This is a genomic window from Halorubrum persicum, assembly GCF_002727125.1.
Lineage (GTDB): Archaea > Halobacteriota > Halobacteria > Halobacteriales > Haloferacaceae > Halorubrum > Halorubrum persicum.
In genome coordinates this window covers 1-23,962 of record NZ_NHOA01000038.1, presented here as the reverse complement: position 1 = coordinate 23,962, position 23,962 = coordinate 1, and the positions used below count along the sequence as shown (strand labels likewise).

Genomic DNA, 23,962 nt, shown 5'->3' with positions numbered 1-23,962 from the left:
GCATCTATTCAACACAGCAATTAATGTCTGAAACAGCCGGTCGACGAAGAGTGCGAACTGATTGAATCCGAAAAGAGGTACTTCGAGCCAGTGTCTTCTTGGAGCTATACACTTGAGAACAGGTATGGTCGGCACAGGGACTATTATTATCGGAATTACGTTCGTCGTCGCAATGATATTGACTCTGTGTCTACTGCTACGATTGTTGAAGAACGCTGATGGCCCCTGAGCAGTCCTTCGCCTATACAGAGCGATGCCTGCTTGGTCTGTATTGACCACGACCGAGTCAGGACTTGTCACCTGCACGCGAACCGTATTCGACTACAGATCGTCTTCAAGTTCGAGTCGACCGTGCTCCTCTCACCCTGTTCCCACACGGTTTTCTGTAGAATTGCCTCGCTGTCCCTACTGCGCAGCTTCCTCACCGAGACCTTGGAGATCCTTCTCGCCCCCTTCGACCTTCGCCCGTTCAAGCGTCCATTCGTCGTTGTCACGGAGCCACACTTTGTACCGGTCCGGCTTGCCGGTCGCCTCTAGGCCCATGGAAGTTCTCTAACAAGGTCGCATAAAAGACGGCAGAGCCCACGGGTCGACCGGCGTGATCGGGCCGGTATTCGCCTGTTGAGTGACAACTTGTCCTAGAAGTCGTTAGCGGTGGTTCGTCGCTACTCAGCCGAAACAGCCCGCGTCTCGCTCGCAATCGTCTCACACCGACGTGATTGGGTTGCGGTACCGAACAGAAATTCAGCTCCGATGGCCGTTAACTGCCAATTAACTTAATTGAGGACAAAAGCCAGAACACTCCCATCCATCAGTAGCACCGTGCGAGATACAGAGAATGCGTCCAGCACAGAGCTTTTGGGCTTTGTTGAAAATCTTCTCAATTGATATCTTCGCACCCTCAATCGCTCAGTACAGAGGACTCATGAATCGGTCAGTACAGAATTACATTACGCAGGTGGGTCTGCGTCGTTCCCAAATCCACTTCCATACGATTCGATGACTTCCGTGACGGTGACCTCGTAGGCATCGTACCACTCTGTCCACCGCTGTTTCGCCTCTTTGTGCTCTGAATATGCGCCAAACGTCTCAAGCGCGTCTAAGGACTCCCAGTAGTACGCGACGAGAACCTCCTCACTCTCTGGAGCATTCCATGTTCGCTTGCCGCGATAACCGTCCGTGTCCTCAGCAGCCGCCTGTATCGCGTCATTCAGCTCGTGAAACTCCTCGTCATACTCCCCCGGGTCAAGGCGAAACGTAACGAGATACATTACTACGAGTCTCGCCCTCGCGCGAGCAAGATGCTTTCTCTTCGAGAGCTAGATACGCAGATGGATTCTATCAGCTAGTTCAGAGCATATTTGGAGAAAATAACACTGTTCGAATGCTGACTACATCCTCCGTATCGGCCACGCCGGCACTGACAGAGTTCAAGTACTTAGCGACGGCGCTGCTGAATACAGCGCACGAATGTCGCAACCGATCGAGCACGGTTTACCAAGATGGTGATCGCCCAGTACAGAACTCTCAAATCACTTAGTACAAGCCATACGTACGATCTCAAATGAATCTGCGATCCGCTTGCTAAGCCGACGTGGATCGGGAACGGACGGAGCGTAACTTGCTGACCAGAACGCTTCCAATAAGAACAGCGGCGCAGATCGAGCCAGCGATGCGTATCGAACGGAATACTAAGGGAATGTCACCTCGTGGTAGGAAATTGGAGAAGACGTCGCTGACGGGCGAGAGTAGAAGTAAGAATACGACGCCGGCGACGGCAGCGACCTGTATAGGTCGATCAAATTCCCACAGCGACCGAGGATCCCGAAAGACCATCCAGAAGATGCTAATTATGAGGACCAGGAGAAGAAAATTTCTACCTCCGTGACCGAAGATGACGGCAAAGATAAATCCAATACCGAGCGAGGCATCACCAAGAAGGGGCTCGAATAGCGGGAATAACGCTGCCGGTTGGACAACCCACAATATCCCAGCAAGCATTGATAAGGGGACTGCTCCGGCCGGGAATGTATCTGACATATTTTGGGAATATAGTAGAGGAATATATATTTTCGGCTCTGTTGAACCCCTCAGCAAGTGATTTTTCTGACCCGGTTTGGGTCAATACAGACCATGGTTCTAACACGACAAGCGTCCTAACGTAGCGGTTCGTTCACGTTTGTTCAGCGAGCCCGTAGCTTGTAGAACTCGGGAAGCGATGGTCATGTAGACCCATTTAACGAGTCGCCGGGACGCTCCTCGGGATTTAAACATCCCCCCCGGCCGTAGTTTCCTTCCTCACTCTCTGCGCTTCCGAGAATCGAATCGGTACAGTAGGGCCACAGTGAGGCGACATACGTCGAGTCGTTGTGACGGAGGTATATTCCAGAGGGAAGGGAGCTGTCGTTCTGCGGGTCACTGCGTTCGTAGTAGGGTAGCGGAGAGAGCGCCGCTCTGACGTCTGAAAACTCCGAACTGTCCACGCGCTGGTCGGCGACCGAACGCTCCGCTGCACGGCTAAGCGCGGTTTGAATCGGCTCGACGGAGCGAAGTCGTTCATCACTCGACGGCGTCACCGTTGCCCCGTCTGGTGCATCTGCGCGAAGAATCTCTAATAGACCACCGTTGTCTCCCGGGTCAGCGACACAGCCCGAGAGCGCCGCGATGCTCGTCACACTACAGAGGTGGAGCATTCGACGGCGGGAGAGCGGGAAATCCATACACGAACGAAACACTGGTTGAAATATATCTTTTTCCCGCCACGATTCCGTCGCGTTAAGTTAGCGGATGAGGCGGACGAGTTCTGAGTGTCTATGGCAGAATTCGACCGCCTCAGCGAACGTATCGCGTGGATCGACTTGTCGTTTGTAGAGCGAGATCGAACTCCGCGCTGGGGGATTGAAGTAGGGATCCGCTGTCATTTGGCCGGCATGTCACTGCGTGAGGTAAGTAAACATCTCGAGAGTTTTGGGATCGATCGGCGTCACGTCGCTATCCATAACTGGGTTCAGAAAGCAGATCTACAGCCGATCTCGACCGTCTCCGAGGATCAACTCGCGGTTGACGAAAAGATGATCCGCCTCCACGGCCAGAAATTCTGGCTGTACGGCGCGGTTGATCCACAGACGAACGAAATCCTCCACGTGAGCCTCTATCCGACCGCAAATAAACAGACAACGCGATGGTTTCTGACCGAGCTACACCGGCGATACCAGCTCAATAACGTGGAATTTCTCGTCGATGACGCAGACTATCTCGGATCAGTTGCGGTGACTGAGTCTCCCCGCGCCCGAGATGCTAACTTTTTCATCTCCGCATTTGCTTCCCTGCGGTCTTTATCCATTGGAATGATTTCCGACCCCACGCACTAACCGCTTCCTGCTCACCATCACGACCGCCAATCCCGTGGCGGCATGTCCGCGCACCCGCCCGAGCGAAAATCTGCTAGCGGCATAATTTCCGCAGGTTCGGTAAACATCCACCTCCGGTGATAGAGTCCAGCGAATCTGACCGACATACCCTCTGTATCTCGCAAAACGTTCCAGAGCCGCAGTTCGCCGTCGTCGTTGAACAGGTCGCCGACTTCGATCGTTCGCTTCTCTACGACGGTCGCGACCGCGCGGTTGTCGTCGAGGTCGACCTCCAGATCGCTCCGGCGATCGACGCTCATGACGCCACCTCCGGACTAACCGCTAATCGGCCGAAAAACGTAAGTAAGATACTTCTACCGTTTATTAACGAAGCGGGCCGGGCGCGATTTGAACACGCGACCGACGGATTAAGAGTCCGTCGCTCTCCCTAACTGAGCTACCGGCCCTCACCGAATCGTACCCGTGTCGACGTAAAAGGCCTTTTCATTCGACGGCGCGCAGCGAAGCGGCGTCGCTCAACCGTTTCACCCGGTGCCCCGCTCACGCGCTCGACCCGAGAGCGCACTCGTTAAGTGTCGTCCCGCGGGAATCTCGGGCAATGAGTAGTGGAGCATCCGGATCGGCACGAACGCGATACGCGATCCTCGGCTGTGGGAGCGTCGGGCACGCCGTGGCGGAGGACCTGTCCAGCCGCGGCAAGGACGTGCTCATCCTCGACCGCGACGAGAGCCGGGTCGAGGCGCTCCGCGACCAGGACCTCAACGCCCGCGTGCAGGACATCGCCGACCCGGGCGTGGTCGAGGCGCTCGACGACCGAGATATCGTGTTGATCCTGGCGAGCGACGTCGAGGCCAACAAGGCCGCCGTCTCGGCCGTGCGCGACACCGGCGGCGACCAGTACGTCGTCGTCCGCGCCTCCGACCCCGTCAGCGAGGACGAACTGCGCGAGCGCGGCGCCGACGTGGTTATCAACCCCTCGACGGTGATCGCCGACAGCGCGCTCCAGTCGTTGGAGACCGGCGAGCTGGAGTATATGGCGCGTCAGCTCGCGGAGATCATCGAAGGCGGCGACGGGCGAATGGCGATTCTGACGCACGACAACCCGGAGCCGGACTCCATCGCGTCGGCGACCGCGCTGCAGGCCATCGCCGGGGCGTTCGGCGTCGAGGCGGACATCCTCTACACCGGCGACGTGGGACATCAAGAGAACCGGGCGTTCGTCAACCTCCTCGGGATCGACCTGCTGGCGCGCTCGGAGGCCCCGGCGCTCGCGGAGTACGAGACGGTCGCCGCGGTCGACCTCGCGAAGTCGGCCGACGACGGCTTCGACTTCGACGTCGACATCGACATCTACCTTGACCACCTGGAGGCGGAGGTCCCCTTCGACGCCCGCTTCGTCGACGTGCGCACCAACGTCTCCTCGACGTCGACGATCCTCACCAAGTACCTCCAAGAGTTCGACCAGTCGCCCACCGAGGCGGTCGCGACCGCCCTCCTCTACGGGATCCGCGCCGAGACGCTCGACTTCAAGCGGGACACGACGCCCGCGGACCTGACGGCGGCCGCCTACCTCCACCCGTTCGCGAACCACGACACGCTCGAACAGGTGGAGTCGCCGTCGATGAGCCCGGAGACGCTCGACGTGCTCGCGGAGGCGATCCAGAACCGCGAGGTGCAGGGGAGCCACCTCTTCTCGACGGCCGGGTTCATCCGCGACCGCGAGGCGCTCGCGCAGGCGGCCCAACACCTGCTCAACCTCGAGGGGATCACGACGACCGCCGTGCTCGGGATCGCCGACGACACCATCTACCTCGCCGCGCGCTCGAAGGACATCCGCCTGAACATCGGCAACGTGCTCGACGAGGCGTTCTCCGAGATGGGCGACGCCGCCGGCCACTCGACGCAGGGGTCGCTGGAGATCCCGCTCGGCATCTTCACCGGGATCCAAGCGAACGGCGACAACCGCGACACCCTGCTCCACCTCACCGAGGAGGCCGTCCGCCGGAAGCTGTTCGACGCGCTCGGCGTCGAGGGCGGCGGCGAGAGCGGCAACGGGTCGTAAAGCCGCGAGATCGGAGACGAAGCGTGGCCTCGCCAGAGCGGTTTTCCGCTCTCGGTCCGTAGTCCGGGTGACGGCGAGTTACCATGTACGTCCCCGAGGATCCGCCCGAGGCCTGCCCCGCTTGCGGCGACCCGTACGCGTCGGTGTCGCGCCACGACGACGGGTTCGTCGTCAACCTGCTCGACAACGAGCGGTACCGGCGGGTGTGTTTCCACCCGGTCGATCCCGAGGCCGACGCGGACGCCGCGTTCGACTGCTACCACCACACGCACCGGCAGACCGGGAGCGCTGCGGGGGAGTAGCCAGCGTTACAATCGGTTCCGACCGTCGGACGCGCGGCGATCGACGACCGCGCTAGAAGCCGTCGCCTTCGGTGATCGAGGTGTACGAGCCGATCAGCGCGCCCGTGAGATCGACGTTCTCCAGCGTGACGCCCTCGTCGATCACGGAGTTGCTGACCTTCGAGTCCGCGATCGTCGCGTCCGGGAAAACCACGGTCCGATCGAGCGTCGAATCGGTGACGGTCGCGCCGGGCATGACGTGAACCACGTCGCCGAGGGTGGACCCCTCGACGGTGGCGTCGTCGGCGACGAGCGTCCCGCCGTCGAGCGCGTACTCGACCGCGTCGAGGTAGCTCTCGGCGGTCCCGATGTCGAACCACGCGCCGTCGAAGGTGAAGGCGTGGACCGCGCCGCGCCCCTGGAGCCACTGGAGGAACCAGCCCGGCTCGTCCGGGTTGTTCCCGTCCTCGAGGTAGGTCGAGAGGTCCGGGAGCGTCTCGGCGGGGAACGCGTAACACGCGATCGAGACGAGCGTGGTCTTCGGGTCGTCCGGCTTCTCCTGGAAGTTCACGACCTCGTCGCCGTCGAGTTCGACCAGCCCGTACGATTTGGCCCGCTCGCGGTCGCCCACATCGTAGGCGGCCAGCGTCGGCGTTCCCTTCTCCTCGAAGAAGTCGGCGAACTCGGACAGATCGAAGCTGATCATGTTGTCGCCGGCGACGACGACGAGGTCGTCGTCGACGCCCTCACGCTCGACCAGTTGGGCGAGCGCCCCGACGACGCCGAACTTCTCGTCTTCCTCGACGGTCTCCTCGACCGAGAGGGTGGGCTTTTCGAACGGGCTGTCGGCGAGGTAGTCGGCGAACGCGTCGGCGAAGCGTTCGTTCGTCGAGACGAACACCTCGTCGACGCGGTCGTCCGCCTCGAAGTCCTCGAAAATCTCGTCGATGACGGTGTTCTCGCCGACCGGAAGGAACATCTTCGGTCGGGTCTCGGTGATCGGCCAGAGCCTCGTCGCGTAACCCCCCGCGAGTACGACGGCTTTCATACGACTCCCGTCTCACCCCGGCATCATACCTCTTGCGCTCGTGTCAACGGGGAGAAACGGGTTCGGCGTTGTTTGACCGCGGGCGGACTCGGTCGCGCCCGACGACTCGGGCGTCGCCTACTTGCTCAGTCGGTCGGTGTCGATGTTCACGCCGGGCGGCGTGACGACGAGGAACCCGCGGAAATGCATTAGCTCGCCGCCCATGTCCTTGACCTCGCGCGCGAATCCCGCGGCCAGCTCGTTGAGGTCGCCGTCGATGGACAACACGAGGGTGTTGCCGTAGTCGATGCTGCGGACCCACTCGTCGGGGTCGGTCGTCCCGTCGAGGACGCCGAGCACGACGTCGCCGGCGGCCGCGAACGCCTCGTCCATCTGCTCTTCGGCGTCGCGCAGGTCGAGGTCCCAGTCGCTCATACCACAGGGTTGCGAGGCGACGGCAAAAACGTTCGGACGCGTCATCGGCCCCGCTTGGACGCCTCTCCGGAAATCTTCGACCGCGTCCCTAGCGCCCAGTCGAGGCCTGCTCCGCCACGGCCCTTCGATTTCCCCTCTCGGTGTGGTTAAGTGCGCCCCGGCCGGATCGGCGGTATGGAACACACGCGACGGTCCCTGCTCGCGGGCGCCGCGTCGGCCGGCGTCGTCGGCGCAGCGGGCTGTCTGGGCGGCGGAAGCGGTGGTGACGGTGGAGGCAACGACGGAAGCGGCGGAAGCGACGGCCTCGACATCAGCGGCGTCGATCTCGACCCCGGCCAGTACGACTGCGATCTCACCGAACCGGCGGACCCGAACCTCGACTACCGACCGACGCTCGGAGACCCCGACGCCGAGGTCGTGGTACAGGCGTTCGAGGATTTCACGTGTCCCCACTGCGCGACGTACAAGCTGGAGTCGTTCCCGGTCATCCGCGAGGAGTTCATCGCTCCGGGCGATATCCGGTACGAGCACTGGGACTTCCCGATCCCCGTCGACGAGACGTGGGCGGTCCCCGTCGCCAGCGCGGCGCGCGGGGTCGGCGATCGCCAGGGGAACGAGGCGTACTTCGCGTTCTCGTCGGCCGCCTACGAATCGCAGGGAAACTACGGCGGGGAGGCGATCGGGGCCGCCGCGGAGGCCGCCGGCGCGGATCCCTGCGCCGCAATCGCCGACGCGCGGTTCGCGGCGTACGGAGAGGCGTCCGCGAGCGACCGGAGCGAGGGCGTGTCGATGAACATCTCGGCGACGCCGTCGGTCTTCGTGAACGGCGAACCGGTCGACGGATACGACGCGGACTCCGTCGCGGCGGCCATCGAGTCGGCGCTGTAGGCGGGGGCTGTCCCGATCCCCGTTGTGACCCCCCGAACGTCGGCCTTTTGAGCGTTCGGCACGATTTATAAGTAGATGACGGAGGACGACCGCGGCGACCGGCGGCGGCTGGGGGCCGTCGTGCTCGCCGTGTTGATCTCGCAGGTGCTCCTCTACCCCGGGGTGCCGGCGCTGGTGGTGGCGCTCGGCGCGCCGGCCGGGATCGACGCCGGGATGTGGTTCCTCGTCGCCGAGTTCGGCGCGTTCGTGACCTTCGCGGTCGTCTGGGGCGCCGCGAGCGACGCGCTCGGCCGTCGAGCGCCCCTCATCGTCGTCGGCGCGCTCGGGGGCGCCGCCTCGTACGTCGTGCTCGCCGCAGTCCCCGAGTTCGGCTTCGGCTTCCGGGCGGCGCTCGCGGTGCGCGTCGTCGGCGGGGCGCTCACCATCGGCGCCTTCTCGCTCGCCGTCACCGCGCTGATGGACCTCCGGGGCGGCAACGGGCGCAACATGGGGACCGCCGGGGTCGCGATCGGGCTCGGCGCGGCGGTCGGGTCGGTGGTGGGCGGCTCGCTCGCCGATCTGAGCGCCTTCTTCCCCGTTTACGCCGGCGCGGCGGTGCTGGCGGGCGCCGGCGCGCTCGCGGCCACAGTCGACGACCGAGCGATCGCCGACCGATCGGCTGCTCCGGACGGCAACGGGTCGGGCGGTGACGGGTCGAGCAGCGAGGACTCGGAGGGCGGGTCGGACGACGTGGGGTTCCGCGACGTGCTCGCCCGCGCTCGCACGACCCGCGGGCTCTTGGTCCCGCTCGCGTTCGGCTTCGTCGACCGCCTCACCGCCGGCTTCTTCGCGCTCGTCGGCGTCTACTACTTCCAAGACCCCGCGACCTTCGGCCTCTCCGCGGGAGCGGCGGGGGCGACGCTCGCGCTCTTCTTCGTCCCCTTCGCGGTGCTGCAGGCCCCGTTCGGCTCGCTCTCGGACCGGATCGGGCGGTTCCTCCCAGTCGTGATCGGCTCGATCGCGTACGGGATCGTCACCATCGGCGTCGGCGTGGCGCCCGTCTACCCACTCGCGGCCGCGTTCATGGTGCTCGTCGGGGTCTGCGGCGCGCTGATGGCGCCGGCGACGATGGCGCTCGTCACGGACCTCGTCGAGCCCGAGGCCCGCGGCGCCGCGATGGGGCTGTTCAACGTGTTCGGCTCGCTCGGGTTCCTCGCCGGCTTCCTCATCGGCGGGACCGCCACCGACCAGTTCGGCTACACCTCCGCCTTCCTCGCGGTCGGCGGGCTCGAACTCGGCATCGCGCTGGCGCTGTTCCCGGCCGTGAAATCGATCGCACCGGGCGGCGGGCTGCTCGGGCTCGGCGGCGGTGCCGGGGGCTCGCCGTCGGAGTGACGCCCGCCCGAGTCGAGCCCTTTTAAGCCGTCCAGCCCCTCCGTCCGGGCGACAGATGGATATCCTCGTGGTGGGCGCCGGCGAGATCGGCCGCTGGATCGCCGACACCGTGTCGGCCGACGAGTCGCCGGTCGACGCGACCGTGGCGTTCGCGGACCGCGACCCAGCGGTCGCCGCGGACGCGGCCGCGGCGCGCGACGCCGAGGCGGTCCCGGCCGACGGCGACACCGTCCACGACTCGGTGTGTCTCGCGGTGCCGATGTCGGCGGTCCCCGCCGCGGTCGAGGCGTACGCTCCCCGCGCGGAGCGGGCGATCCTCGACGTTTCGGGGGAGATGACCGACGCGGTCGCGGCGATGCGCGAACACGCTCCGGAGCGCGAGCGCGCCAGCTACCACCCGCTGTTCGCCCCGCCGCGCGTCCCCGGCAACGTCGCCGCGGTCGTCGACGAGGGAGGCCCGGCGATCGAGGGAATCACGGCCGCGATCGAGGCCGGCGGCAACGAGGTGTTCGAGACGACGCCCGCGGAACACGACGAGGCGATGGAGACGGTGCAGGCCGGCGCGCACGCGGCGGTGCTCGCGTGGCGACTCGCGGGCGACGACGTGCGCGAGGAGTTCCACACCCCGGTGTCGGCCGCGCTCGACGAGATCGCCGACACCGTCACCGAGGGGTCGCCCGCGGTGTACGCCGAGATCCAGCGCGCCTTCGACGGCGCCGACGACGTTGCCGCGGCGGCCCGCGAGATCGCCGACGCCGACTCGGCGGCGTTCGCCGATCTGTACGAGGCGGCCCGCGGCGACCGCGCGGAGCGGGAGCGACACGAGTGAGCCGATCGACCACGCCAGTGATTTCATGATAGACAGAGCAGCCGTCCGGAACAACGCCAACTACCTGCGCAACGTCAGACCGATCGACCCCGAGGAGATCGCGGAGTACATCGAGGGGGGGCCCCATCCCGCCGTCGTCCGCGAGACCCTCCGCGAGGAGGCGTTCGACCTCCGGCTCCGCGAGCGCGACGACGGCGCCTTCGAACCCGTTCCGGAGGAGCCGGTTCCAGACCCCGGGTGGGCGCCGACCGCGTTCCCCGACGACTACTCGTTCGCCCTCGAGGACCTGCTCGTCCGCGAGTTCGGCGCGAACTGGCACCGCGGGGAGTCGGGCGCGGAGCTCCGCGAGGCGGTGCGCCGGCTGAAGGACGACTACCTCTACGGCAACGACGTGGCGTACGACCGGGTCGCGGCGCTCGGCTACGGCATCTACCACCTCCCGGCCTACTACGCGACGATCGGCCACGTCCTCGACGACCTCGTCGAGAACGCGCTGCTCGACCGGACCCTCCGCGTCCTCGACGTTGGCGCGGGCGTCGGCGGCCCTGCGCTCGGTCTCCACGACTACCTCCCGGACGACGCCGTCGTCGACTACCACGCCGTCGAGCCGAGCGCGGCCGCCGACGTGCTCGAGCGCATGCTCGACGAGACGGGGCGGAACTTCCGGTCGACGATTCACGAGGAGACCGCGGAGTCGTTCCTCGGGCTCGATGGCGGGACGGCGGGAAGCGGTGACGCCGCCCCTGAGGAGTTCGACCTGGTCGTGTTCGGCAACGTCCTCTCCGAGCTCGACGACCCGGTCGCGGTCACCGAGGCCGCGCTCGGTCGGCTCGCGGCCGACGGGAGCGTCGTCGCGTTCGCGCCCGCCGACCGCAACACCGCCATGGGGCTCCGCGAGGTGGAGCGCGCGGTCGCGACCCCCGAGAGCGGCGTCGAGACGTACGCGCCCACGCTCCGACTCTGGCCGAACGCGACGCCCTCGGACGGCGGGTGGTCGTTCGACGTGGCCGACGACCTCGACGTGCCGGGGTTCCAGCGCCGACTCGACGAGGCCGCCGATCGCGGTTCGGGCGACGAGCCGGGCGAGTTCGTCAACGTCGACGTCCAGTTCGCGTACGCGATTCTCCGTCCGGACGGGAAGCGACGAGTCGACGTGCAGGCGAGCGCAGACCGCTGTGCTCGCATGGCCGACTCGGAGGAGCACGTCACCGACCGCGTGAACCTCCTCGCGGTGAAACTGAGCCACGACCTGAGCGCCGGCGGCAACGCCCTCTACCGCGTCGGCGACGGCTCACAGACGGTGGACCACTACCTCGTCTGCACTCGGGAGACCGTCCTCAACGACGACCTCCGGACGGCAGATTACGGCTCCGTGGTCTTCGTCGAAAACGGGCTCGTGCTCTGGAACGACGACGAGGGGGCGTACAACGTGGTCGTCGACGACGAGACGGTCGTCGACCTCGTGGCGCCCTGAGACGGTCGCGGCGTCGAACCGGCTCACGGACGACCTTCGCTGTCCGCGGGGTCAGAGGCGACCGTTCACGGTCAGTCCGTTCCCACCGACCTCGTCGCGGACGACGACGTACAGCGTCCAGACCACGACGCCGCCGAAAAGCGCGGCGACCGTCCACGCGAGTGCGTGGTCGCTGTTCCGATCCACCGCGTCCAGATAGATGATCAGCGACGCGAACACGACCGGGACGGCCACCACCGCGGCGAGGAAGAGGACGACGAACAGTTCCGGACCGCCGGGGAGGCCGACTTGGAGGACGGAGGGCATTACCTCTCGTTCATTTAACAGGAATAAAAAGATTGCTTCGGACGCGCACGCCGTGGGCCATCACCGGAACCGCTCGCTCGGCCGTCATCACCCGGCGGGCTCGATCAGCTCCGGCGCGTCGACGGCGGGCGAGTTCACGCGGTCGGAGACCGGATACGCCGTCAGTTCGTCGGCCGGATACGGATCGAGCAGCGCGGCGGCCTCGTCGGGGTCGCCGTGGAGCCACGTCGCCTCCTCGCTCGGGTCGAGGACCACGGCCATCCGGTGGTGGAGGTCGGCGACGAGGTCGTTCGGCTCGGTGGTGACGATCGTGAACGACTCCACGATGTCGTCGGTCTCGCCAGAGTCGCCCCCGTCGCTCGCTCCGCCGCCGAACGCGCCGAGTCCGGTCTGGGTCGTCTCCGGTTCGGGGGACTCCCACCGCTCGTAGAGCCCCGCCATCGCGAACGGGCGGTCGTCCTCGAAGGCGACGCGGTACGGGGTCTTCCCGGTCGCTCCGTTCTTCCCCTCGACCCACTCGTAGAACCCGTCGGCGGGGACGAGACACCGCCGGCGGTCGAAGGCGTCGGCGAAGCTCCGCTTCTCGCGGACCGTCTCCGCGCGGGCGTTGATGAGGTCGAACGACTCGTCGGCCCACGAGGGGGTGAGCCCCCACTTCATCCGCGTCGCGGCGCTCGGGTCCTCGTCGGCGATCACCGGGAGGTCCTGGCCGGGCGCGCAGTTGTAGCTCGGCTCGACGCCCGCGAAGTCGGCGTCGAACCGGGGTTCGAGGTCGGCGGCGGGAGTAAAACGGGTGTAGCGACCGCACATGGATGCGATTCGTTGGGGCCGGTCGTACTTAAGTAGCGGTCGGTGAGGGGCACCGCAGAGCCGGTCGCCGTCTCCCGTCGGGTTTTTGCCCGCGCGCCGCCGCGGTCGGGTATGCGCATCGAGAACAGCTTCATCCCGGTCGACGGGGTCGGCGAGACGACGGAGCGCCGGCTCTGGCGCGAGGGCGTCACCACGTGGGAGTCGTTCGACCCCGCGGTCGACGTTTCCGGCGTCGGCTCGACCACCGCCGACCGGATCGAGTCGTTCATCGCCGAGGCGCTGACACGCCTCGACGACGGCGACTCCGCGTACTTCGACCGCACCTTCCCCAGCGGGGAGCGCTGGCGGCTCTACGAGAACTTCCGCGAGGAGACCTGCTTCTTCGACATCGAGACGACCGGGCTCGACGAGCACCGCAACCAGGTGACGACGGTGAGCTTCCATCAGGCCGGGGAGACGACGACGCTCGTGGCCGGCCAGGACCTCACCGCGGAGCGCCTCCGCGAGCGGTTCGCCGACGCCAGCCTGCTCGCGACGTTCAACGGCGCCCGGTTCGACGTGCCGTTCTTGGAGGCCTCCTTCGACGTCGAGATCGACACGCCCCACCTCGATCTCATGTACCCCTGCAAACGGCTCGGGCTCTCGGGGGGGCTGAAGCCGATCGAAGCGGAGATCGGTATCGAGCGCGACCGCCCGGACATCTCGGGGCGGGACGCCGTCCGGCTCTGGCGCGAGTACGAGGGCGGCGACGACGAGGCGCTCGAGACGCTCGTCTCGTACAACCGCGAGGACACGGTGAACCTCCGGACGCTCGCCGACGCCGTCACCGAGGCGCTCCACGAGGACGTGTTCGTCGGCGAGGCCGTCGAGCGGTAGCCGTCGTCAAAATCGATTAGCGGCGGCTTCAGTCACGTCGCTTCCGCGTCGGCGTCGGGTTCGTCGGTGCCGGGGTCGTCGTCGGACCCTTCGACGCCGGGCATATCGGAATCGGAATCGGCAGCGGAATCGGCAGCGGAGCGGGAGTTCTCGTCGCCGCCTTCGTGCTTGCCAGGGGTCCCGTCGGCGGCGGTGTCACCGCTTTCGTCACTATCGCTTTCGTCGCCATCGATTTCGTCGCCCTCGTCAACTCTCGCGTTCTCCTCGTCCCCGCTCTCCTCGCCTCCACCGGTCTCGTCTTCGTTACCGCCCCCGGTCTCCTGAACCAGCTTCATCTCGCCGCGGGCGCGGAGGGTGCCGTCGATTTCGGCGCCGTCGTGCACGACGAGGTCGCCCGCGGAGACGTCGCCGAGCACCCGCGCGCCGGCCTCCACGGTGACGGTTCCGCCGCGGGTGGTCACGTCGCCGTGGATCGTCGTGTCCGCGCCCACGGTGATCCCCTCGCGGGCGCGGAGGGAGCCGAACACCTCGTTGCGCTCGCCGGTGCGGATCGACTCCGCGCGGAGGTTACCGTGGAGCCGGCAGTCGTCGCCGACGGTGGCGGGCGTCGAGACGCGCCAGGCGTCGTCGGAGATCTCGGCGCCGCGCGGGACGAGCAGGGGGTCGCGAACCTCTTCGCCGTCGGCGAGCGCCTCCGCGAGCTCGTCGGCCGCGTCGGCCTCGCCGAGCCGCAGGAGCTGAGAGAGGACGATGAAGTAGAAGACGAGGGTGGGGACGGGGTTCCGGATGACGATCCAGCCGTTCGCCTCGAACCCCTCCTCGATCGTCACGTCGTCGCCGATGTCGAGGTCGCCGGAGACCATCAGCCGGCCGGTGACGGTCACCCGCTCGCCGAGGTACGCGTCCTCGCCGACGAGGACGTTGCCGTCGACGGAACACCACGTGTCCAGCCGGCAGTCGCCCTCGGCCTCGATGTCGTTTTCGACGCTCACGCGCTCGCCGAGCGCGACGTTGCGCCCGCGGAGCCCGAACTCCACGGTCGACTGCCCCCCGACGAGCACGTCGCCGTCGGTGACGAGATCGTGCTCTTCGACGGTCGTCCCGGACGGGACGGTGAGCTCCTCTATCGGACCGCCTCCCCTCAGCGACACACCGGGAACACTCCCTCCGCCCGTATAAACCGTATGGGGTCGTCCGACAGTCGTCGGACGGGGACGGCGGACGAGACGACGCGGTGTGCGGGGCGTTGCCGAACCGTCGCGGTGTCACTACCCTTATCAGGCCGGCACGGCAGGCTCAGACATGGGATTCGGATCGTACGACGAGAGCGAGCAGAAGGACCAGGACGTAGACACCGACGACGACAGCGCCGTGAACGTTCACGAGAACGACCACGACGGCGAGGTATCCATCGAGGGCGGCGCGTCGACCGACGACCTCGTCGGTCGCCTCTCGGAGATGAAAGACGACGGAGACGAGGAGTAGCTCTCCGGCCGTCGAACGCGGAGGGCCCCGATTGGCGGCGGAACGCCGCCGTGTCACGTCCCTTTTATCCGGTCGAAGCCAACTGCGGCCCATGAGCACTGACCTGACGTTCACCGACGACGGCGTCGACGTCGTCTACGAGGGCACCGAGTTCGAACTGGAGAAGGACCTGATCGAGGAGGCCACCGGGAAGGAGTACCGCGATGTCACCGACCACGAGGTGTTGCAGATCGTCGCCGAGCAGCCCGATCTCGACGGCGAGCCGGTGCGGATCGGCGACGTGCTGTAGGCCCCGCACGGGCGGTCCGGGCACGCGCTGCCACAACCTGTTACTGAGACGGAGTATACCCGATCTGGTGCCGATGCGGTACGATTTTACGATCCCGCGAGATTGAGCGAGTATGAATCCGAGCGACGCCGCCTCCGCGCTCGTCGGGTCAAAGCTCAGGATCGCGCTCCTCGGGGTGCTCGTCGTCGGGGGAGCTGTCGGCGGGGCGTTCGCCCTCGGGGTGCTCGGCGTGCCGAGCGTCGCGGCCGTCGACAACACGTTCGGCGACGTGACCAACGAGACCACGGAGATCGAGACGGATCTGGTCGTGTCGAACCCGAACCCCGTCGGGATCGGCCTCGACGGCGTCTCGGTGAACTACACGGTCTCGATGAACGACATCGAGATGGCGCAGGGCGGCCGGGAGGGCGTGCGCGTCGGTACCGGGAACTCGACGCTGGAGCTGGAAACGGAGCTGCGGAACGACGGGATCCCGCCGTGGTGGGTAAGCCACGTCCGCAACGGCGAGCGGACGACGGTCGACATCGACGCCACCGCGACCTCGGAGCGTCTCGGTCGGGGCGTCGATTTCTCGCGGAGCCGCGAGATCCAGACGGATCTCCTCGGTGCGTTCAACTCCGACGAGACGCGACCGGTGAACGCCGACAGCCTCCTGGCGGACGATCCCGTGCTGTACATAAACGAGACGCGGGGCGAATGGGGGAGCGTCAGCGAGACTGAGACTCCGATCGAGATGGCGTTTACCGTGTACAACCCGAACCCCGAACCGTACGCCGTCACGGAGATCGGCTACGACATCACCATGAACGGGGTCAAGATGGGGTCGGGGCAGACCGGGGAGGGGTACGTGATTTCCTCGCAAAGCACCGAGACGGTCGAGTTCACGACGGCCCTCCAGAACCGCCGCCTCGACGACTGGTGGGTCACCCACCTCGACGAGGACGTTCGCGGGCATCAGGTGACCGGCCTCCGGATCGAGTTCTACGCCGTGATCGAGTTCCCGGGCGGCGGGGAAGTCACCGTCCCGCTCGACGCGCTCACCTACGAGGAGACGATCGAGACCGACATCTTCGGCGAGGGCGACGACGTGCGGAACGGGAGCGACTCGTCGGGGGGCGAGGCTGACGGCGACAACACGACCGATAGCGGGACCGACGACGAAAGCGGAACCGACGACGGAAGCGGGACAGACGACGAAAGCGGAACCGGCGATGGAAGCGGAACCGACGATGGAAGCGGAACCGACGATGGAAGCGGAACCGACGACGGAAGCGGAACCGACGACGGAAACGGAACCGATGACGACACGCAGAACGGGTCGGACGACGACGGCGTGTTACCTGTGTAGGGGTGAACGCCGGGGTTCAACGGCCCAGATCCGTACGCTTTCGTGGGTGAGCCAATCGTGCGAGAGCGCCCACCATACACGTGGTTTTTCCGAGGCGCCTCTGTAGGGGACGACGATGACGCAGCGAGACTATTTCGGGACGAGCGGTATCAGGGGTCGGGTCGGGACGGAGGTCGACGCCGACCTCGCGCTGACGGTCGGGCGGGCGCTGGCGAGCGAGGCCGACCGAGTCGTCGTCGGTCGGGACGCGCGAACGACCGGAGCCACCCTCGTCGACGCGCTGGCCGCGGGACTGACCGAGTGCGGGACGGACGTGATCGACGTTGGCGTCGCGTCGACACCGACGGTCGCCCGGGGGATCGCGGCGCGAGACGCCGACGCCGGAGTCGCGGTGACCGCCTCGCACAACCCGCCGCGGGACAACGGGCTCAAACTGTGGCAACCCTCCGGACAGGCGTACGATCAGTCGGGACAGGACCGACTCGTCGAGCGGATCCGGGCGGCCGACTTCGTCCGTCAGCCCTGGGACGCGTTCGGCACGCGGTCGACGTGGACGGAGGCGCAAGCGGCCCACGTCGAGGCGATCGTCGAGTCCGTCGACGTGTCGGACCCGCCGTCGGTCGTGGTCGACCTCGGCAACGGGGCGGGCGGCGTCAGCGTCGAGGCGCTCCAGTCGATCGGCTGCTCGGTGGAGACGCTCAACGCCCAGCCCGATGGGCGGTTCCCGGGGCGGCCCAGCGAACCGACGGCGGAGAACTGCTCGACGCTCGCCGCGACGGTCGCGTCGACGGACGCCGACCTCGGGATCGCCCACGACGGCGACGCCGACCGCATGATGGCCGTCACCGAGGACGGCGAGTTCGTGTCCGGGGACGTCCTGTTGGCGCTGTTCGCCCGCGACGCCGCCGGAGCGGGCGACCGCGTCGCCGTCCCGGTCGACACGAGCCTCCTCGTGGCGGACGCGCTCGCCGACGCCGGCGCCGAGGTCGTTCGGACGCGCGTCGGTGACGTGTTCGTGGCCGAACGAACAACGGAGGAGGGCGTCGTCTTCGGCGGCGAGCCGAGCGGGGCGTGGATCTTCCCCGACGACACGCTGTGTCCGGACGGCCCGCTGGCGGCGGCGAAACTGGTCGAGCTCGTTTCCAGGGTGGGATCGCTCGCGGCGCAGGTCGACAGCATCGAGCGGTACCCCATCCGCAGAACGACCTTCGAAGTGCCGGAGAAGGCGGCGGTCATGGAGCGACTCACCGCCGCCGTCAGCGACGACTACGACGACGTGGACACCCTCGACGGTGTCCGGGTCGACCTCGGGGACGGCTGGTTCCTCGTGCGCGCCAGCGGGACGGAACCCCGGATCCGAGTGACCGCCGAGGCCCGCGATCCCGACCGGGCGGACGCCGTCTTCCAGACCGCGCGCACGCTAGTCGAGACGCACAGGGACGCCGCCTGAACGCCGGCGCCGTACCGGCGACGCCCCGCGGTCGGGGGCGGCTGTGGCTCACCCGGCGACGGATGAGCCACCGCCCGACCGCGCCTCGTGGTACCGCTCCCACAACAACACCGCGGAGGGGAGCGCCAGGATCGTGAACACGAACGAGTACAGCACGCTGAGCGCCATCAGTAGCCCGAAGTCGCCGAGCACCGGCGTGATAGCGAGCGCCAGGGCACCGGTGCCGAGCGACGTCGTGAGCATGCTCCCGAGCAGGGCACCGCCCGTCCCGGCGAAGGTGATGACCATCGACTCGTAGGCGTCACCGGTCCCGTTGAACTCGTCGACGGCGCTCGGTGGCGGTTCGAGCACCGTAGCAACCCGCTCGCTCAGTCGCCCGCGTTCGATATCGACTCGGAGGCCGACCTGTTCCGGTGGGGCGGGATCAACATCCTCCTGCCGGCGCTGGTCTCGCTGTTTGTGTCGCGAAAGGTGACCGATCACGTGTTCGACCGGATCGTGATCGGCGGCCAGAAAGGACTCGGATTCTGGATAGTTCTCTCCGGGCAGATATTCGTCGCGACGGCCGGGTTCGCGACGTACGCGACGGCGGCGGTGCTCGCGAACGCTCGCGGCGCTCCTCGGCGCGTTCCATCATGTCCTCGATCTGGTCGTCCGGATAGATCCGCCGCAGTATCTCTTTCGAGGACTCGAGCGCCGCCGGCGACGGGAAGACGACGAGCACCGGATTCGAGATCTTCTCGCAGACGCCGATCTCCGCGAGCCGCGAGACGTGGTAGCGGATCGTCGAGCGGGCGAGACCGGTCCGTTCCTCGAGCATGTCGTACGACGCTCCGCTCTCCGTGGCGATCACGGTGAGGATGTCGTACACGGCCTGCGTGTTCGCTTTCAGCGCCTCGCGGTAGACCTCGGTCGAGACCGCCTCGAAGCGTTCGCGGAGCTGTTCCCGACGGCCGGCCGGATGCGGGTACCGATACTCGGGGAGACCCGGACCGGCCTGGAAGTCGTCGGCGACGAGTTCCTCGCGACCGACACCGGACCAGTCGAGGTGTGAGGAGACGACGGTACGGAGCGTCGACATGACCCTGTCCCACTCGTCGACGTGCGGGAGCGCGCCGTCGCCGTCGACGCCGGCGAACGACGCCTCGAGCTTCGGGTGGTGGGCCGGATCCTCGCGCGGGATCTCCGCCCACCCGGCAGCCTGGTAGCACTTGAGTTCGATATCGAAGCGCGTGCGCTCGAAGCCGAGGAGGTGCCACCGGTCGGCGTCGACGAGCGCCTCCAGGTATCCCTCGCGCTGTCGCTTCTGGTGGGCGTCGATCTCCGACATGCCGCCGTACGCGATCAGCTCGCGAGTCCGGTCGAGTGTCTCGACGACCTGGCGTTTCCAGCCGATATCGAACCGATGGTGCGCTTCGGCCTTTTGGATCCGACGGGACTCTTGGTCGCGATCCGCGAGGAGACGACCACGATCGATGTCGAGGGCGGCCTCGAGGAGGTCGAACATCCGCCCCTCGACTTCTTCGGCCTCGTCCGCCCACGTCGTGGAACAGCGGACGAGTGAGCCCTCTCCGTACTGAAGGGTGAGATCGCCTCCGTCCTTGTAGTTGAGATCCGCGAACTGCGGCAGGACTCGGAGTGAGCACGCTCGACCGGTCTTATACAGGTCTCCGTCCTCGTCGCGCTCGCGGAGCGTGAGGTCGTACTTGTAGTACGCGGAGTAGTCGTCACCGGTTCCAGTTCCGGCCTTCCAGCGGCTCGAGGTGAGTTTCACGACCCACTCGCGGCCGGGAGTCGGAGCGTCGAGCCACTCGTGATCGCGCTCGTCGAGCTCGGCGACGATCCCCGGCTCCTGGTCGCGATCGCCGACGACTTCGTACCACAGCTGGTGAACGGCAGAGTAGACCGAGAGCTCTCGACCGACGTCGTTGAAAACGGCCTGTACCGCGGCGCCGTGGGCGACGGGCTCGGGACCGTGTCGGTCCTCAAGGCGAGGCTCGGGAAGCGAGCCGATCGACGCATCGGGCGTCGAGGGCGCGTCGATACTCATTCGCGATCGACCTCCTCGCTGAGATCGTCCTTGTCGTCGAGGACCTCGAGGACGTTCCACCAGGTGATCAGCTGGCAGGTGTGACAGACGTGCTGAAACGAGCCATTCGCTCGATCGCCGACGACATCGGTGGTCCGCTTCTCTGAGGTCTTCTCGCAGCCGGTACACCGCGCGGAGAGGAGCGGGCCAACATGGCCGGCGCCAGGTTCGGAGCGCGCCTCACTCGACATCGTCCACCTCCTCGTCAGTCTTCTCGTCGTCCTTGTCGGCGAGTTCCTCGGGAAGATTTCCGTTCTCCTCTGCGAGCCGGAGCTGTTCGGCGAGCCCGTTCGCGTGACCGAGATCGTCGTCGCTCACGCAGACGCACCCCCGTCGCTATCGTTGTCGGTCTCGTCAGGCGTATACTTGTACGCGCTGTCAGCAGTCCCTTTCGTGAACTGATCGGGACGGTTCGGACACCCGATGAGGTGGCCGTACTCGAGGTCGCCGTTGATACTCCGGGTGCAGCGTGCTCTGCAGGTGTCACAGAAGAACTCGCGGTCCTTCTCGGCGGTGAACGACCCGGAGTGCCCGAGACTCACGCCGGAACACCTCCGGCTACGGACCTGTTTTTAGTTGAATATCTATTACTAAGAAGTGATAAGTTAGAGTGAAAACTGCTATGGGGCCGGAGGGATTTGGAACCCCACGCTGTCTCACGGTTTCACCGTTCGACAGTCCAGCCACATTTTCCTTCGGACGAAGCCGATCTACTGGTTGGCCTCAGCGGTTTGAGGCAATAACCAGACCGGGAACTGCTCGGCCGCCTCTGGTGCCCGCCATATGGCGATTCGGAGTCAACACCATGCCAAAAATTCGGCCAAAACAAGCTGTTACAGACTTCCTTAACGAGCGAGAAGGCGAAGTTCGCAAGGCCTCACACCGGAACTACCGGTACACGCTACAACGATTCGTAGCGTTCTGTGAAACCCATGAGATTGAGTATATAAACAATATCAACGGCTACGATCTGAAACGGTTCAAAATCGAACGGAGAGAAGACGGTATCAAGGAAGTAACGCTCAAGAACAACCTCTCTACCCTCCGGGTTTTCCTTCGATGGTGCGCGAACGCCGAACTTGTCAACAAGGGAACCGCAGAATTGGTTCAGCTTCCGTCGCTAAATGTGGACGAGAGAACGGACGATACTATCCTGAGTCTTGATCGAGTAGAATCTGTGCTGGATTACCTCTACAAGTTCGAATACGCTCACCGACGACACGCAATCTTCCAATTCATATGGCACACCTGTTCACGAGTTGGAACAGTCGTTAGCCTCGATGTAGACGATTTCTATCCAAAACAAGGATTCGTGGAAATCCGGCACAGGCCCGATACTGGAACGCCACTCAAGAACGGCCACCTCGCTGAACGACAGGTTAATGTCTCAAATGAGGTCTGTGAGGTCTTAGATGACTATATTCAGACTCATAGAGAGGTAGTGGATGGGGAGAACGGGCGTGTTCCATTATTCACTACGGCTCATGGTCGAGTCACGCGCAATACTATTCGAAAAAATATGAACGCGATAACGCGACCGTGCCATATCTCTAACAACTGTCCTCATGACCGAGTAATAAACGAGTGTGAAGCAACGAAAGTTGAGAAGGCGTCACGCTGCCCATCCTCGATCAGTCCCCATCCTCTTCGTAGAAGTGCTATCACGTATCATCTAAACAGGGATTGGCCGAGAGAGAAGATGAGCGAGCGAGCTAATGTTAGCGGTGAGGTACTGGATGAACACTACGACGCTCGGACTGCGGCAGACCGACGAAATTCCAGAAAGAAATACATAGATTCTCTTTAATATCAACTATTTCTTTCAACGAACAAAATAGATACTCAATCTGTCGCGATGTTATTTGGAAAGAGTTAACATAGATTACTAATATTATTGTCAAATGGGAAATCAAGTCAAGTGCCCGCAGTGTGCCTCATTATTTCACATCGGCGGGTGGGAAGAAACAACTACTTGTCATTCGTGCGGGTGTGATTTTAATCCGCAAGATCGGATTGTATTTGGTGGATGATCTGGTATTAGGTCAAAACAATCTTCAACCACTTAGTTAGTATGACACATTTCCCAGAATTTTAATAGGAATTACTATTTTAATTCCGACTCTGCGAAGGTATTCCTGTTATCAACTGTCTCTCTAAAACTACTGTCATCGAGATATTTCGCATACTCTTTTATGTAGTTTTTATCATCAGCGGTTGTTAGAACATATTCCATATAGTTACCATCAGCTATTTCCTCAGATACAGGTTTTTTATTGACACTTCAGTATCGCTATCTATATTAATTTTATTGCTATTATATTTTTTTATCGCTGTCTGGTGGAGCTTTCCTTGGTGCTTCTTTATAACCTCGGCAAAGACAGCAAGACAGCGATTTACTCGGTGAATAGTATCTCCATAGATAGCAAATTCAAGTAGTATGTTTGAATCACCGAGTTTTTGGACAAGTGGTAGGGTAACAAGAAATTTAGTTGGGGTTCCAAAAAAGAAGGGATACCCATGTGTTTTGTAGTAGATATACCGTAGATCACGTGTTAATCGGTTGTGGTCCTGATCAAAATCTATTCCTTTTATTTGTAATGTTACTACAGATGATGGGTTCCTTCCTCCCGCGCCAATACTATGGAATTCAATTGTCCCTTTGTCACCATCCTCTGTAGTAAAACTGAGACTTTTTCCAAGAAGATTGTCAACCAGCCTGTCTTCTTTTTGATGTTCTGATACGCTCTTGTGTAGCACATTGTTGATTTCAGAGAGTTGCTTTGACGGCGTGTTTGAGTGCTTCTCGTCCGGGTTTGCGGTAGAGCTCTCGTCTGAGTTGGAACGCTCGGAAATACTGTGTGAGACGATCTTTTGAGATGCCTCGATGCGGCGAGAGCCACCGTCGCGCCAGCGACGCGTGGCTCTCGCACGTGTTCACGTGGATCGTGTCGTCGGCGTATTCGCCGTCGCCGTGAACGACGTATTCACGCTCAAAACTCTCGTCTTCCTCAAGTGGATCGTACGCGCGAAATCCGTCGGTATAGACGGTGAGAGGCTCCTGCTGGCGGCTAGCCAGCAGGAGCCGGATCGTCGATTCGTCTGCGGATTTCGCCGGCACGAGATACCGCTGCTCGGTGCCACGATCCACGAGAACAAACATCGGCGGTTTGTCTTGTTCATACGTCCCACGCCCGCGTCGGGAGAGGCCGCGAGAGCGCGACCATCGGTCGCGCTCGCGGCCTTTCAGGCCGGCAGAGACGTAGAACTCGTCAACTTCAACCGGACCACAGAGATCGAGTGACGGCGCGTCGAGCGCTTCGGTGAAGCGCTCGACACGCCTGTGGATCGTTTTGTAGGTGACTTCGATTTCGCACTGTAACTGTCTGAGACTCGTGTTAAACCGCAAAAACGCGTAGATAGAGAACAACCATCTGCGGAGCGCAACCTTCGAATGAGCGAAGATCGTGCCGGTCTTATCGTTGAACGTGCGGTCGCAATCCTTACAGAGATACCGTTGAAAGTGCCCGTAGCTGCCGTTTCTGACCGTTCGGTCAGAACGGCAGCGAGG

28 protein-coding genes, 1 tRNA gene and 2 pseudogenes are annotated in these 23,962 nt (G+C 64.1%); 13 read left to right on the top strand and 18 right to left on the bottom strand.

The window, feature by feature from the left end; translation table 11 throughout:
* Positions 1-405: 405 nt before the first annotated feature.
* From DJ69_RS18260 to DJ69_RS17800, 4 genes are all read right to left on the bottom strand, one after another.
* The gene (locus tag DJ69_RS18260; RefSeq protein ID WP_180271734.1) at positions 406-543 is read right to left on the bottom strand and encodes a hypothetical protein; all 138 of its coding nucleotides are present in this window, start codon (positions 541-543) and stop codon (positions 406-408) included.
* A 407-nt stretch (positions 544-950) separates the two neighbouring features.
* Positions 951-1,271 (bottom strand): antibiotic biosynthesis monooxygenase family protein, encoded by a 321-nt coding sequence (locus DJ69_RS06205; protein ID WP_099254811.1) that lies wholly within the window; start codon positions 1,269-1,271, stop codon positions 951-953.
* A 313-nt stretch (positions 1,272-1,584) separates the two neighbouring features.
* Positions 1,585-2,040, bottom strand: coding sequence for a hypothetical protein (locus tag DJ69_RS17805; RefSeq protein ID WP_144050393.1), 456 nt, complete (start codon positions 2,038-2,040; stop codon positions 1,585-1,587).
* 182 nt (positions 2,041-2,222) lie between these two features.
* Complete coding sequence (locus DJ69_RS17800; protein ID WP_144050392.1) at positions 2,223-2,720, bottom strand: hypothetical protein; 498 nt, start codon at positions 2,718-2,720, stop codon at positions 2,223-2,225.
* Positions 2,721-2,813: 93 nt separating this feature from the next.
* On the opposite strand from DJ69_RS17800, the pseudogene DJ69_RS06200 reads away from it, so the two are divergent.
* Positions 2,814-3,287: pseudogene (locus DJ69_RS06200) on the top strand (DDE-type integrase/transposase/recombinase); the annotation flags it as partial.
* A 101-nt stretch (positions 3,288-3,388) separates the two neighbouring features.
* On the opposite strand, the gene DJ69_RS06195 reads toward DJ69_RS06200, so the two are convergent.
* Together DJ69_RS06195 and DJ69_RS06190 are read right to left on the bottom strand one after the other, a co-directional pair.
* Entirely contained in the window at positions 3,389-3,670 is a 282-nt protein-coding gene (locus DJ69_RS06195; protein ID WP_099254810.1) for a hypothetical protein, read from the bottom strand.
* Positions 3,671-3,743: 73 nt separating this feature from the next.
* A tRNA-Lys gene (locus tag DJ69_RS06190) sits at positions 3,744-3,817 on the bottom strand.
* Positions 3,818-3,969: 152 nt separating this feature from the next.
* Here DJ69_RS06190 and DJ69_RS06185 point away from each other — a divergent pair.
* A complete protein-coding gene (locus DJ69_RS06185) occupies positions 3,970-5,433 on the top strand; it encodes a DHH family phosphoesterase (RefSeq protein ID WP_099254809.1) in 1,464 nt (487 codons plus the stop codon).
* An 83-nt stretch (positions 5,434-5,516) separates the two neighbouring features.
* Positions 5,517-5,735, top strand: coding sequence for a hypothetical protein (locus DJ69_RS06180; RefSeq protein ID WP_099254808.1), 219 nt, complete (start codon positions 5,517-5,519; stop codon positions 5,733-5,735).
* A gap of 52 nt (positions 5,736-5,787) precedes the next feature.
* On the opposite strand, the gene DJ69_RS06175 is transcribed toward DJ69_RS06180, so the two are convergent.
* Entirely contained in the window at positions 5,788-6,762 is a 975-nt protein-coding gene (locus tag DJ69_RS06175; RefSeq protein WP_099254807.1) for a sugar phosphate nucleotidyltransferase, read from the bottom strand.
* Positions 6,763-6,885: 123 nt separating this feature from the next.
* Positions 6,886-7,176, bottom strand: a pseudogene (locus tag DJ69_RS06170) (DUF5779 family protein); the annotation flags it as partial.
* A 174-nt stretch (positions 7,177-7,350) separates the two neighbouring features.
* On the opposite strand from DJ69_RS06170, the gene DJ69_RS06165 reads away from it, so the two are divergent.
* The 4 genes from DJ69_RS06165 to DJ69_RS06150 all read left to right on the top strand — a co-directional run bounded on the left by DJ69_RS06165 (position 7,351) and on the right by DJ69_RS06150 (position 11,741).
* The gene (locus DJ69_RS06165; RefSeq protein ID WP_099254805.1) at positions 7,351-8,064 is read left to right on the top strand and encodes a thioredoxin domain-containing protein; all 714 of its coding nucleotides are present in this window, start codon (positions 7,351-7,353) and stop codon (positions 8,062-8,064) included.
* Positions 8,065-8,139: 75 nt separating this feature from the next.
* Positions 8,140-9,438, top strand: coding sequence for an MFS transporter (locus DJ69_RS06160; RefSeq protein WP_099254804.1), 1,299 nt, complete (start codon positions 8,140-8,142; stop codon positions 9,436-9,438).
* Between the two features lie 55 nt (positions 9,439-9,493).
* Positions 9,494-10,267, top strand: coding sequence for a prephenate dehydrogenase/arogenate dehydrogenase family protein (locus DJ69_RS06155; RefSeq protein ID WP_099254803.1), 774 nt, complete (start codon positions 9,494-9,496; stop codon positions 10,265-10,267).
* A 25-nt stretch (positions 10,268-10,292) separates the two neighbouring features.
* Positions 10,293-11,741: a small ribosomal subunit Rsm22 family protein gene (locus DJ69_RS06150; protein WP_099254802.1), complete on the top strand. Its 1,449-nt coding sequence runs from the start codon at positions 10,293-10,295 to the stop codon at positions 11,739-11,741.
* Between the two features lie 51 nt (positions 11,742-11,792).
* Here DJ69_RS06150 and DJ69_RS06145 read toward each other — a convergent pair whose 3' ends face one another.
* Entirely contained in the window at positions 11,793-12,047 is a 255-nt protein-coding gene (locus DJ69_RS06145) for a hypothetical protein (protein WP_099254801.1), read from the bottom strand.
* Positions 12,048-12,134: 87 nt separating this feature from the next.
* Positions 12,135-12,857, bottom strand: a complete 723-nt coding sequence (locus DJ69_RS06140) for an SOS response-associated peptidase (RefSeq protein ID WP_099254800.1) — start codon at positions 12,855-12,857, stop codon at positions 12,135-12,137.
* A 111-nt stretch (positions 12,858-12,968) separates the two neighbouring features.
* Between DJ69_RS06140 and DJ69_RS06135 the strand changes: the two genes are divergently transcribed.
* A complete protein-coding gene (locus DJ69_RS06135; protein WP_099254799.1) occupies positions 12,969-13,733 on the top strand; it encodes a ribonuclease H-like domain-containing protein in 765 nt (254 codons plus the stop codon).
* 32 nt (positions 13,734-13,765) lie between these two features.
* Here DJ69_RS06135 and DJ69_RS06130 read toward each other — a convergent pair whose 3' ends face one another.
* The gene (locus tag DJ69_RS06130; RefSeq protein ID WP_099254798.1) at positions 13,766-14,884 is read right to left on the bottom strand and encodes a polymer-forming cytoskeletal protein; all 1,119 of its coding nucleotides are present in this window, start codon (positions 14,882-14,884) and stop codon (positions 13,766-13,768) included.
* 151 nt (positions 14,885-15,035) lie between these two features.
* Here DJ69_RS06130 and DJ69_RS06125 point away from each other — a divergent pair, with 151 nt between their 5' ends.
* The 4 genes from DJ69_RS06125 to glmM all read left to right on the top strand — a co-directional run bounded on the left by DJ69_RS06125 (position 15,036) and on the right by glmM (position 18,305).
* The gene (locus tag DJ69_RS06125) at positions 15,036-15,218 is read left to right on the top strand and encodes a DUF5786 family protein (RefSeq protein WP_099254797.1); all 183 of its coding nucleotides are present in this window, start codon (positions 15,036-15,038) and stop codon (positions 15,216-15,218) included.
* A gap of 91 nt (positions 15,219-15,309) precedes the next feature.
* The gene (locus tag DJ69_RS06120; RefSeq protein ID WP_099254796.1) at positions 15,310-15,507 is read left to right on the top strand and encodes a DUF5800 family protein; all 198 of its coding nucleotides are present in this window, start codon (positions 15,310-15,312) and stop codon (positions 15,505-15,507) included.
* A 112-nt stretch (positions 15,508-15,619) separates the two neighbouring features.
* Positions 15,620-16,855, top strand: a complete 1,236-nt coding sequence (locus DJ69_RS06115) for an LEA type 2 family protein (RefSeq protein ID WP_099254795.1) — start codon at positions 15,620-15,622, stop codon at positions 16,853-16,855.
* 115 nt (positions 16,856-16,970) lie between these two features.
* Positions 16,971-18,305 carry a phosphoglucosamine mutase gene (gene glmM, locus DJ69_RS06110; RefSeq protein ID WP_099254794.1) on the top strand — a complete coding sequence of 445 codons (1,335 nt, stop codon included), beginning with the start codon at positions 16,971-16,973 and terminating at the stop codon, positions 18,303-18,305.
* A gap of 48 nt (positions 18,306-18,353) precedes the next feature.
* Here glmM and DJ69_RS06105 read toward each other — a convergent pair whose 3' ends face one another.
* The 5 genes from DJ69_RS06105 to DJ69_RS06085 form a co-directional block, all read right to left on the bottom strand.
* The gene (locus DJ69_RS06105; RefSeq protein ID WP_394338352.1) at positions 18,354-18,656 is read right to left on the bottom strand and encodes a hypothetical protein; all 303 of its coding nucleotides are present in this window, start codon (positions 18,654-18,656) and stop codon (positions 18,354-18,356) included.
* Between the two features lie 73 nt (positions 18,657-18,729).
* Positions 18,730-20,355 carry a winged helix-turn-helix domain-containing protein gene (locus DJ69_RS06095; RefSeq protein ID WP_245851540.1) on the bottom strand — a complete coding sequence of 542 codons (1,626 nt, stop codon included), beginning with the start codon at positions 20,353-20,355 and terminating at the stop codon, positions 18,730-18,732.
* On the bottom strand, positions 20,352-20,585 hold the full coding sequence (locus DJ69_RS06090; RefSeq protein ID WP_099254793.1) for a hypothetical protein: 234 nt from the start codon (positions 20,583-20,585) through the stop codon (positions 20,352-20,354). The genes DJ69_RS06095 and DJ69_RS06090 overlap by 4 nt, the downstream gene beginning before the upstream one ends.
* The gene (locus tag DJ69_RS18255; RefSeq protein ID WP_180271733.1) at positions 20,575-20,712 is read right to left on the bottom strand and encodes a hypothetical protein; all 138 of its coding nucleotides are present in this window, start codon (positions 20,710-20,712) and stop codon (positions 20,575-20,577) included. The genes DJ69_RS06090 and DJ69_RS18255 overlap by 11 nt, the downstream gene beginning before the upstream one ends.
* The gene (locus DJ69_RS06085) at positions 20,709-20,936 is read right to left on the bottom strand and encodes a hypothetical protein (RefSeq protein ID WP_099254792.1); all 228 of its coding nucleotides are present in this window, start codon (positions 20,934-20,936) and stop codon (positions 20,709-20,711) included. The genes DJ69_RS18255 and DJ69_RS06085 overlap by 4 nt, the downstream gene beginning before the upstream one ends.
* A 263-nt stretch (positions 20,937-21,199) precedes the next feature.
* Between DJ69_RS06085 and DJ69_RS06080 the strand changes: the two genes are divergently transcribed.
* On the top strand, positions 21,200-22,201 hold the full coding sequence (locus DJ69_RS06080; protein ID WP_099254791.1) for a tyrosine-type recombinase/integrase: 1,002 nt from the start codon (positions 21,200-21,202) through the stop codon (positions 22,199-22,201).
* A gap of 440 nt (positions 22,202-22,641) precedes the next feature.
* On the opposite strand, the gene DJ69_RS17795 is transcribed toward DJ69_RS06080, so the two are convergent.
* Together DJ69_RS17795 and DJ69_RS06075 are read right to left on the bottom strand one after the other, a co-directional pair.
* Positions 22,642-23,151, bottom strand: coding sequence for a hypothetical protein (locus tag DJ69_RS17795; RefSeq protein ID WP_144050391.1), 510 nt, complete (start codon positions 23,149-23,151; stop codon positions 22,642-22,644).
* A gap of 10 nt (positions 23,152-23,161) precedes the next feature.
* Positions 23,162-23,962, bottom strand: an 801-nt coding sequence (locus DJ69_RS06075; protein WP_099254790.1) for an IS1595 family transposase, incomplete at its 5' end; no start/stop codon positions are given.

Coding starts and splice junctions, on each gene's coding strand:
- DJ69_RS06165 (WP_099254805.1), top strand. CDS start 7,351: ATGGAACACACGCGACGGTCCCTGCTCGCGGGCGCCGCGTCGGCCGGC.
- DJ69_RS06115 (WP_099254795.1), top strand. CDS start 15,620: ATGAATCCGAGCGACGCCGCCTCCGCGCTCGTCGGGTCAAAGCTCAGG.
- glmM (WP_099254794.1), top strand. CDS start 16,971: ATGACGCAGCGAGACTATTTCGGGACGAGCGGTATCAGGGGTCGGGTC.
- DJ69_RS06155 (WP_099254803.1), top strand. CDS start 9,494: ATGGATATCCTCGTGGTGGGCGCCGGCGAGATCGGCCGCTGGATCGCC.
- DJ69_RS06135 (WP_099254799.1), top strand. CDS start 12,969: ATGCGCATCGAGAACAGCTTCATCCCGGTCGACGGGGTCGGCGAGACG.
- DJ69_RS06140 (WP_099254800.1), bottom strand. CDS start 12,857: ATGTGCGGTCGCTACACCCGTTTTACTCCCGCCGCCGACCTCGAACCC.
- DJ69_RS17805 (WP_144050393.1), bottom strand. CDS start 2,040: ATGTCAGATACATTCCCGGCCGGAGCAGTCCCCTTATCAATGCTTGCT.
- DJ69_RS06195 (WP_099254810.1), bottom strand. CDS start 3,670: ATGAGCGTCGATCGCCGGAGCGATCTGGAGGTCGACCTCGACGACAAC.
- DJ69_RS06090 (WP_099254793.1), bottom strand. CDS start 20,585: ATGTCGAGTGAGGCGCGCTCCGAACCTGGCGCCGGCCATGTTGGCCCG.
- DJ69_RS17800 (WP_144050392.1), bottom strand. CDS start 2,720: ATGGATTTCCCGCTCTCCCGCCGTCGAATGCTCCACCTCTGTAGTGTG.
- DJ69_RS18260 (WP_180271734.1), bottom strand. CDS start 543: ATGGGCCTAGAGGCGACCGGCAAGCCGGACCGGTACAAAGTGTGGCTC.
- DJ69_RS06175 (WP_099254807.1), bottom strand. CDS start 6,762: ATGAAAGCCGTCGTACTCGCGGGGGGTTACGCGACGAGGCTCTGGCCG.
- DJ69_RS06125 (WP_099254797.1), top strand. CDS start 15,036: ATGGGATTCGGATCGTACGACGAGAGCGAGCAGAAGGACCAGGACGTA.
- DJ69_RS06185 (WP_099254809.1), top strand. CDS start 3,970: ATGAGTAGTGGAGCATCCGGATCGGCACGAACGCGATACGCGATCCTC.
- DJ69_RS06160 (WP_099254804.1), top strand. CDS start 8,140: ATGACGGAGGACGACCGCGGCGACCGGCGGCGGCTGGGGGCCGTCGTG.
- DJ69_RS06180 (WP_099254808.1), top strand. CDS start 5,517: ATGTACGTCCCCGAGGATCCGCCCGAGGCCTGCCCCGCTTGCGGCGAC.
- DJ69_RS06205 (WP_099254811.1), bottom strand. CDS start 1,271: ATGTATCTCGTTACGTTTCGCCTTGACCCGGGGGAGTATGACGAGGAG.
- DJ69_RS06150 (WP_099254802.1), top strand. CDS start 10,293: ATGATAGACAGAGCAGCCGTCCGGAACAACGCCAACTACCTGCGCAAC.
- DJ69_RS06080 (WP_099254791.1), top strand. CDS start 21,200: ATGCCAAAAATTCGGCCAAAACAAGCTGTTACAGACTTCCTTAACGAG.
- DJ69_RS06145 (WP_099254801.1), bottom strand. CDS start 12,047: ATGCCCTCCGTCCTCCAAGTCGGCCTCCCCGGCGGTCCGGAACTGTTC.
- DJ69_RS06095 (WP_245851540.1), bottom strand. CDS start 20,355: ATGAGTATCGACGCGCCCTCGACGCCCGATGCGTCGATCGGCTCGCTT.
- DJ69_RS06120 (WP_099254796.1), top strand. CDS start 15,310: ATGAGCACTGACCTGACGTTCACCGACGACGGCGTCGACGTCGTCTAC.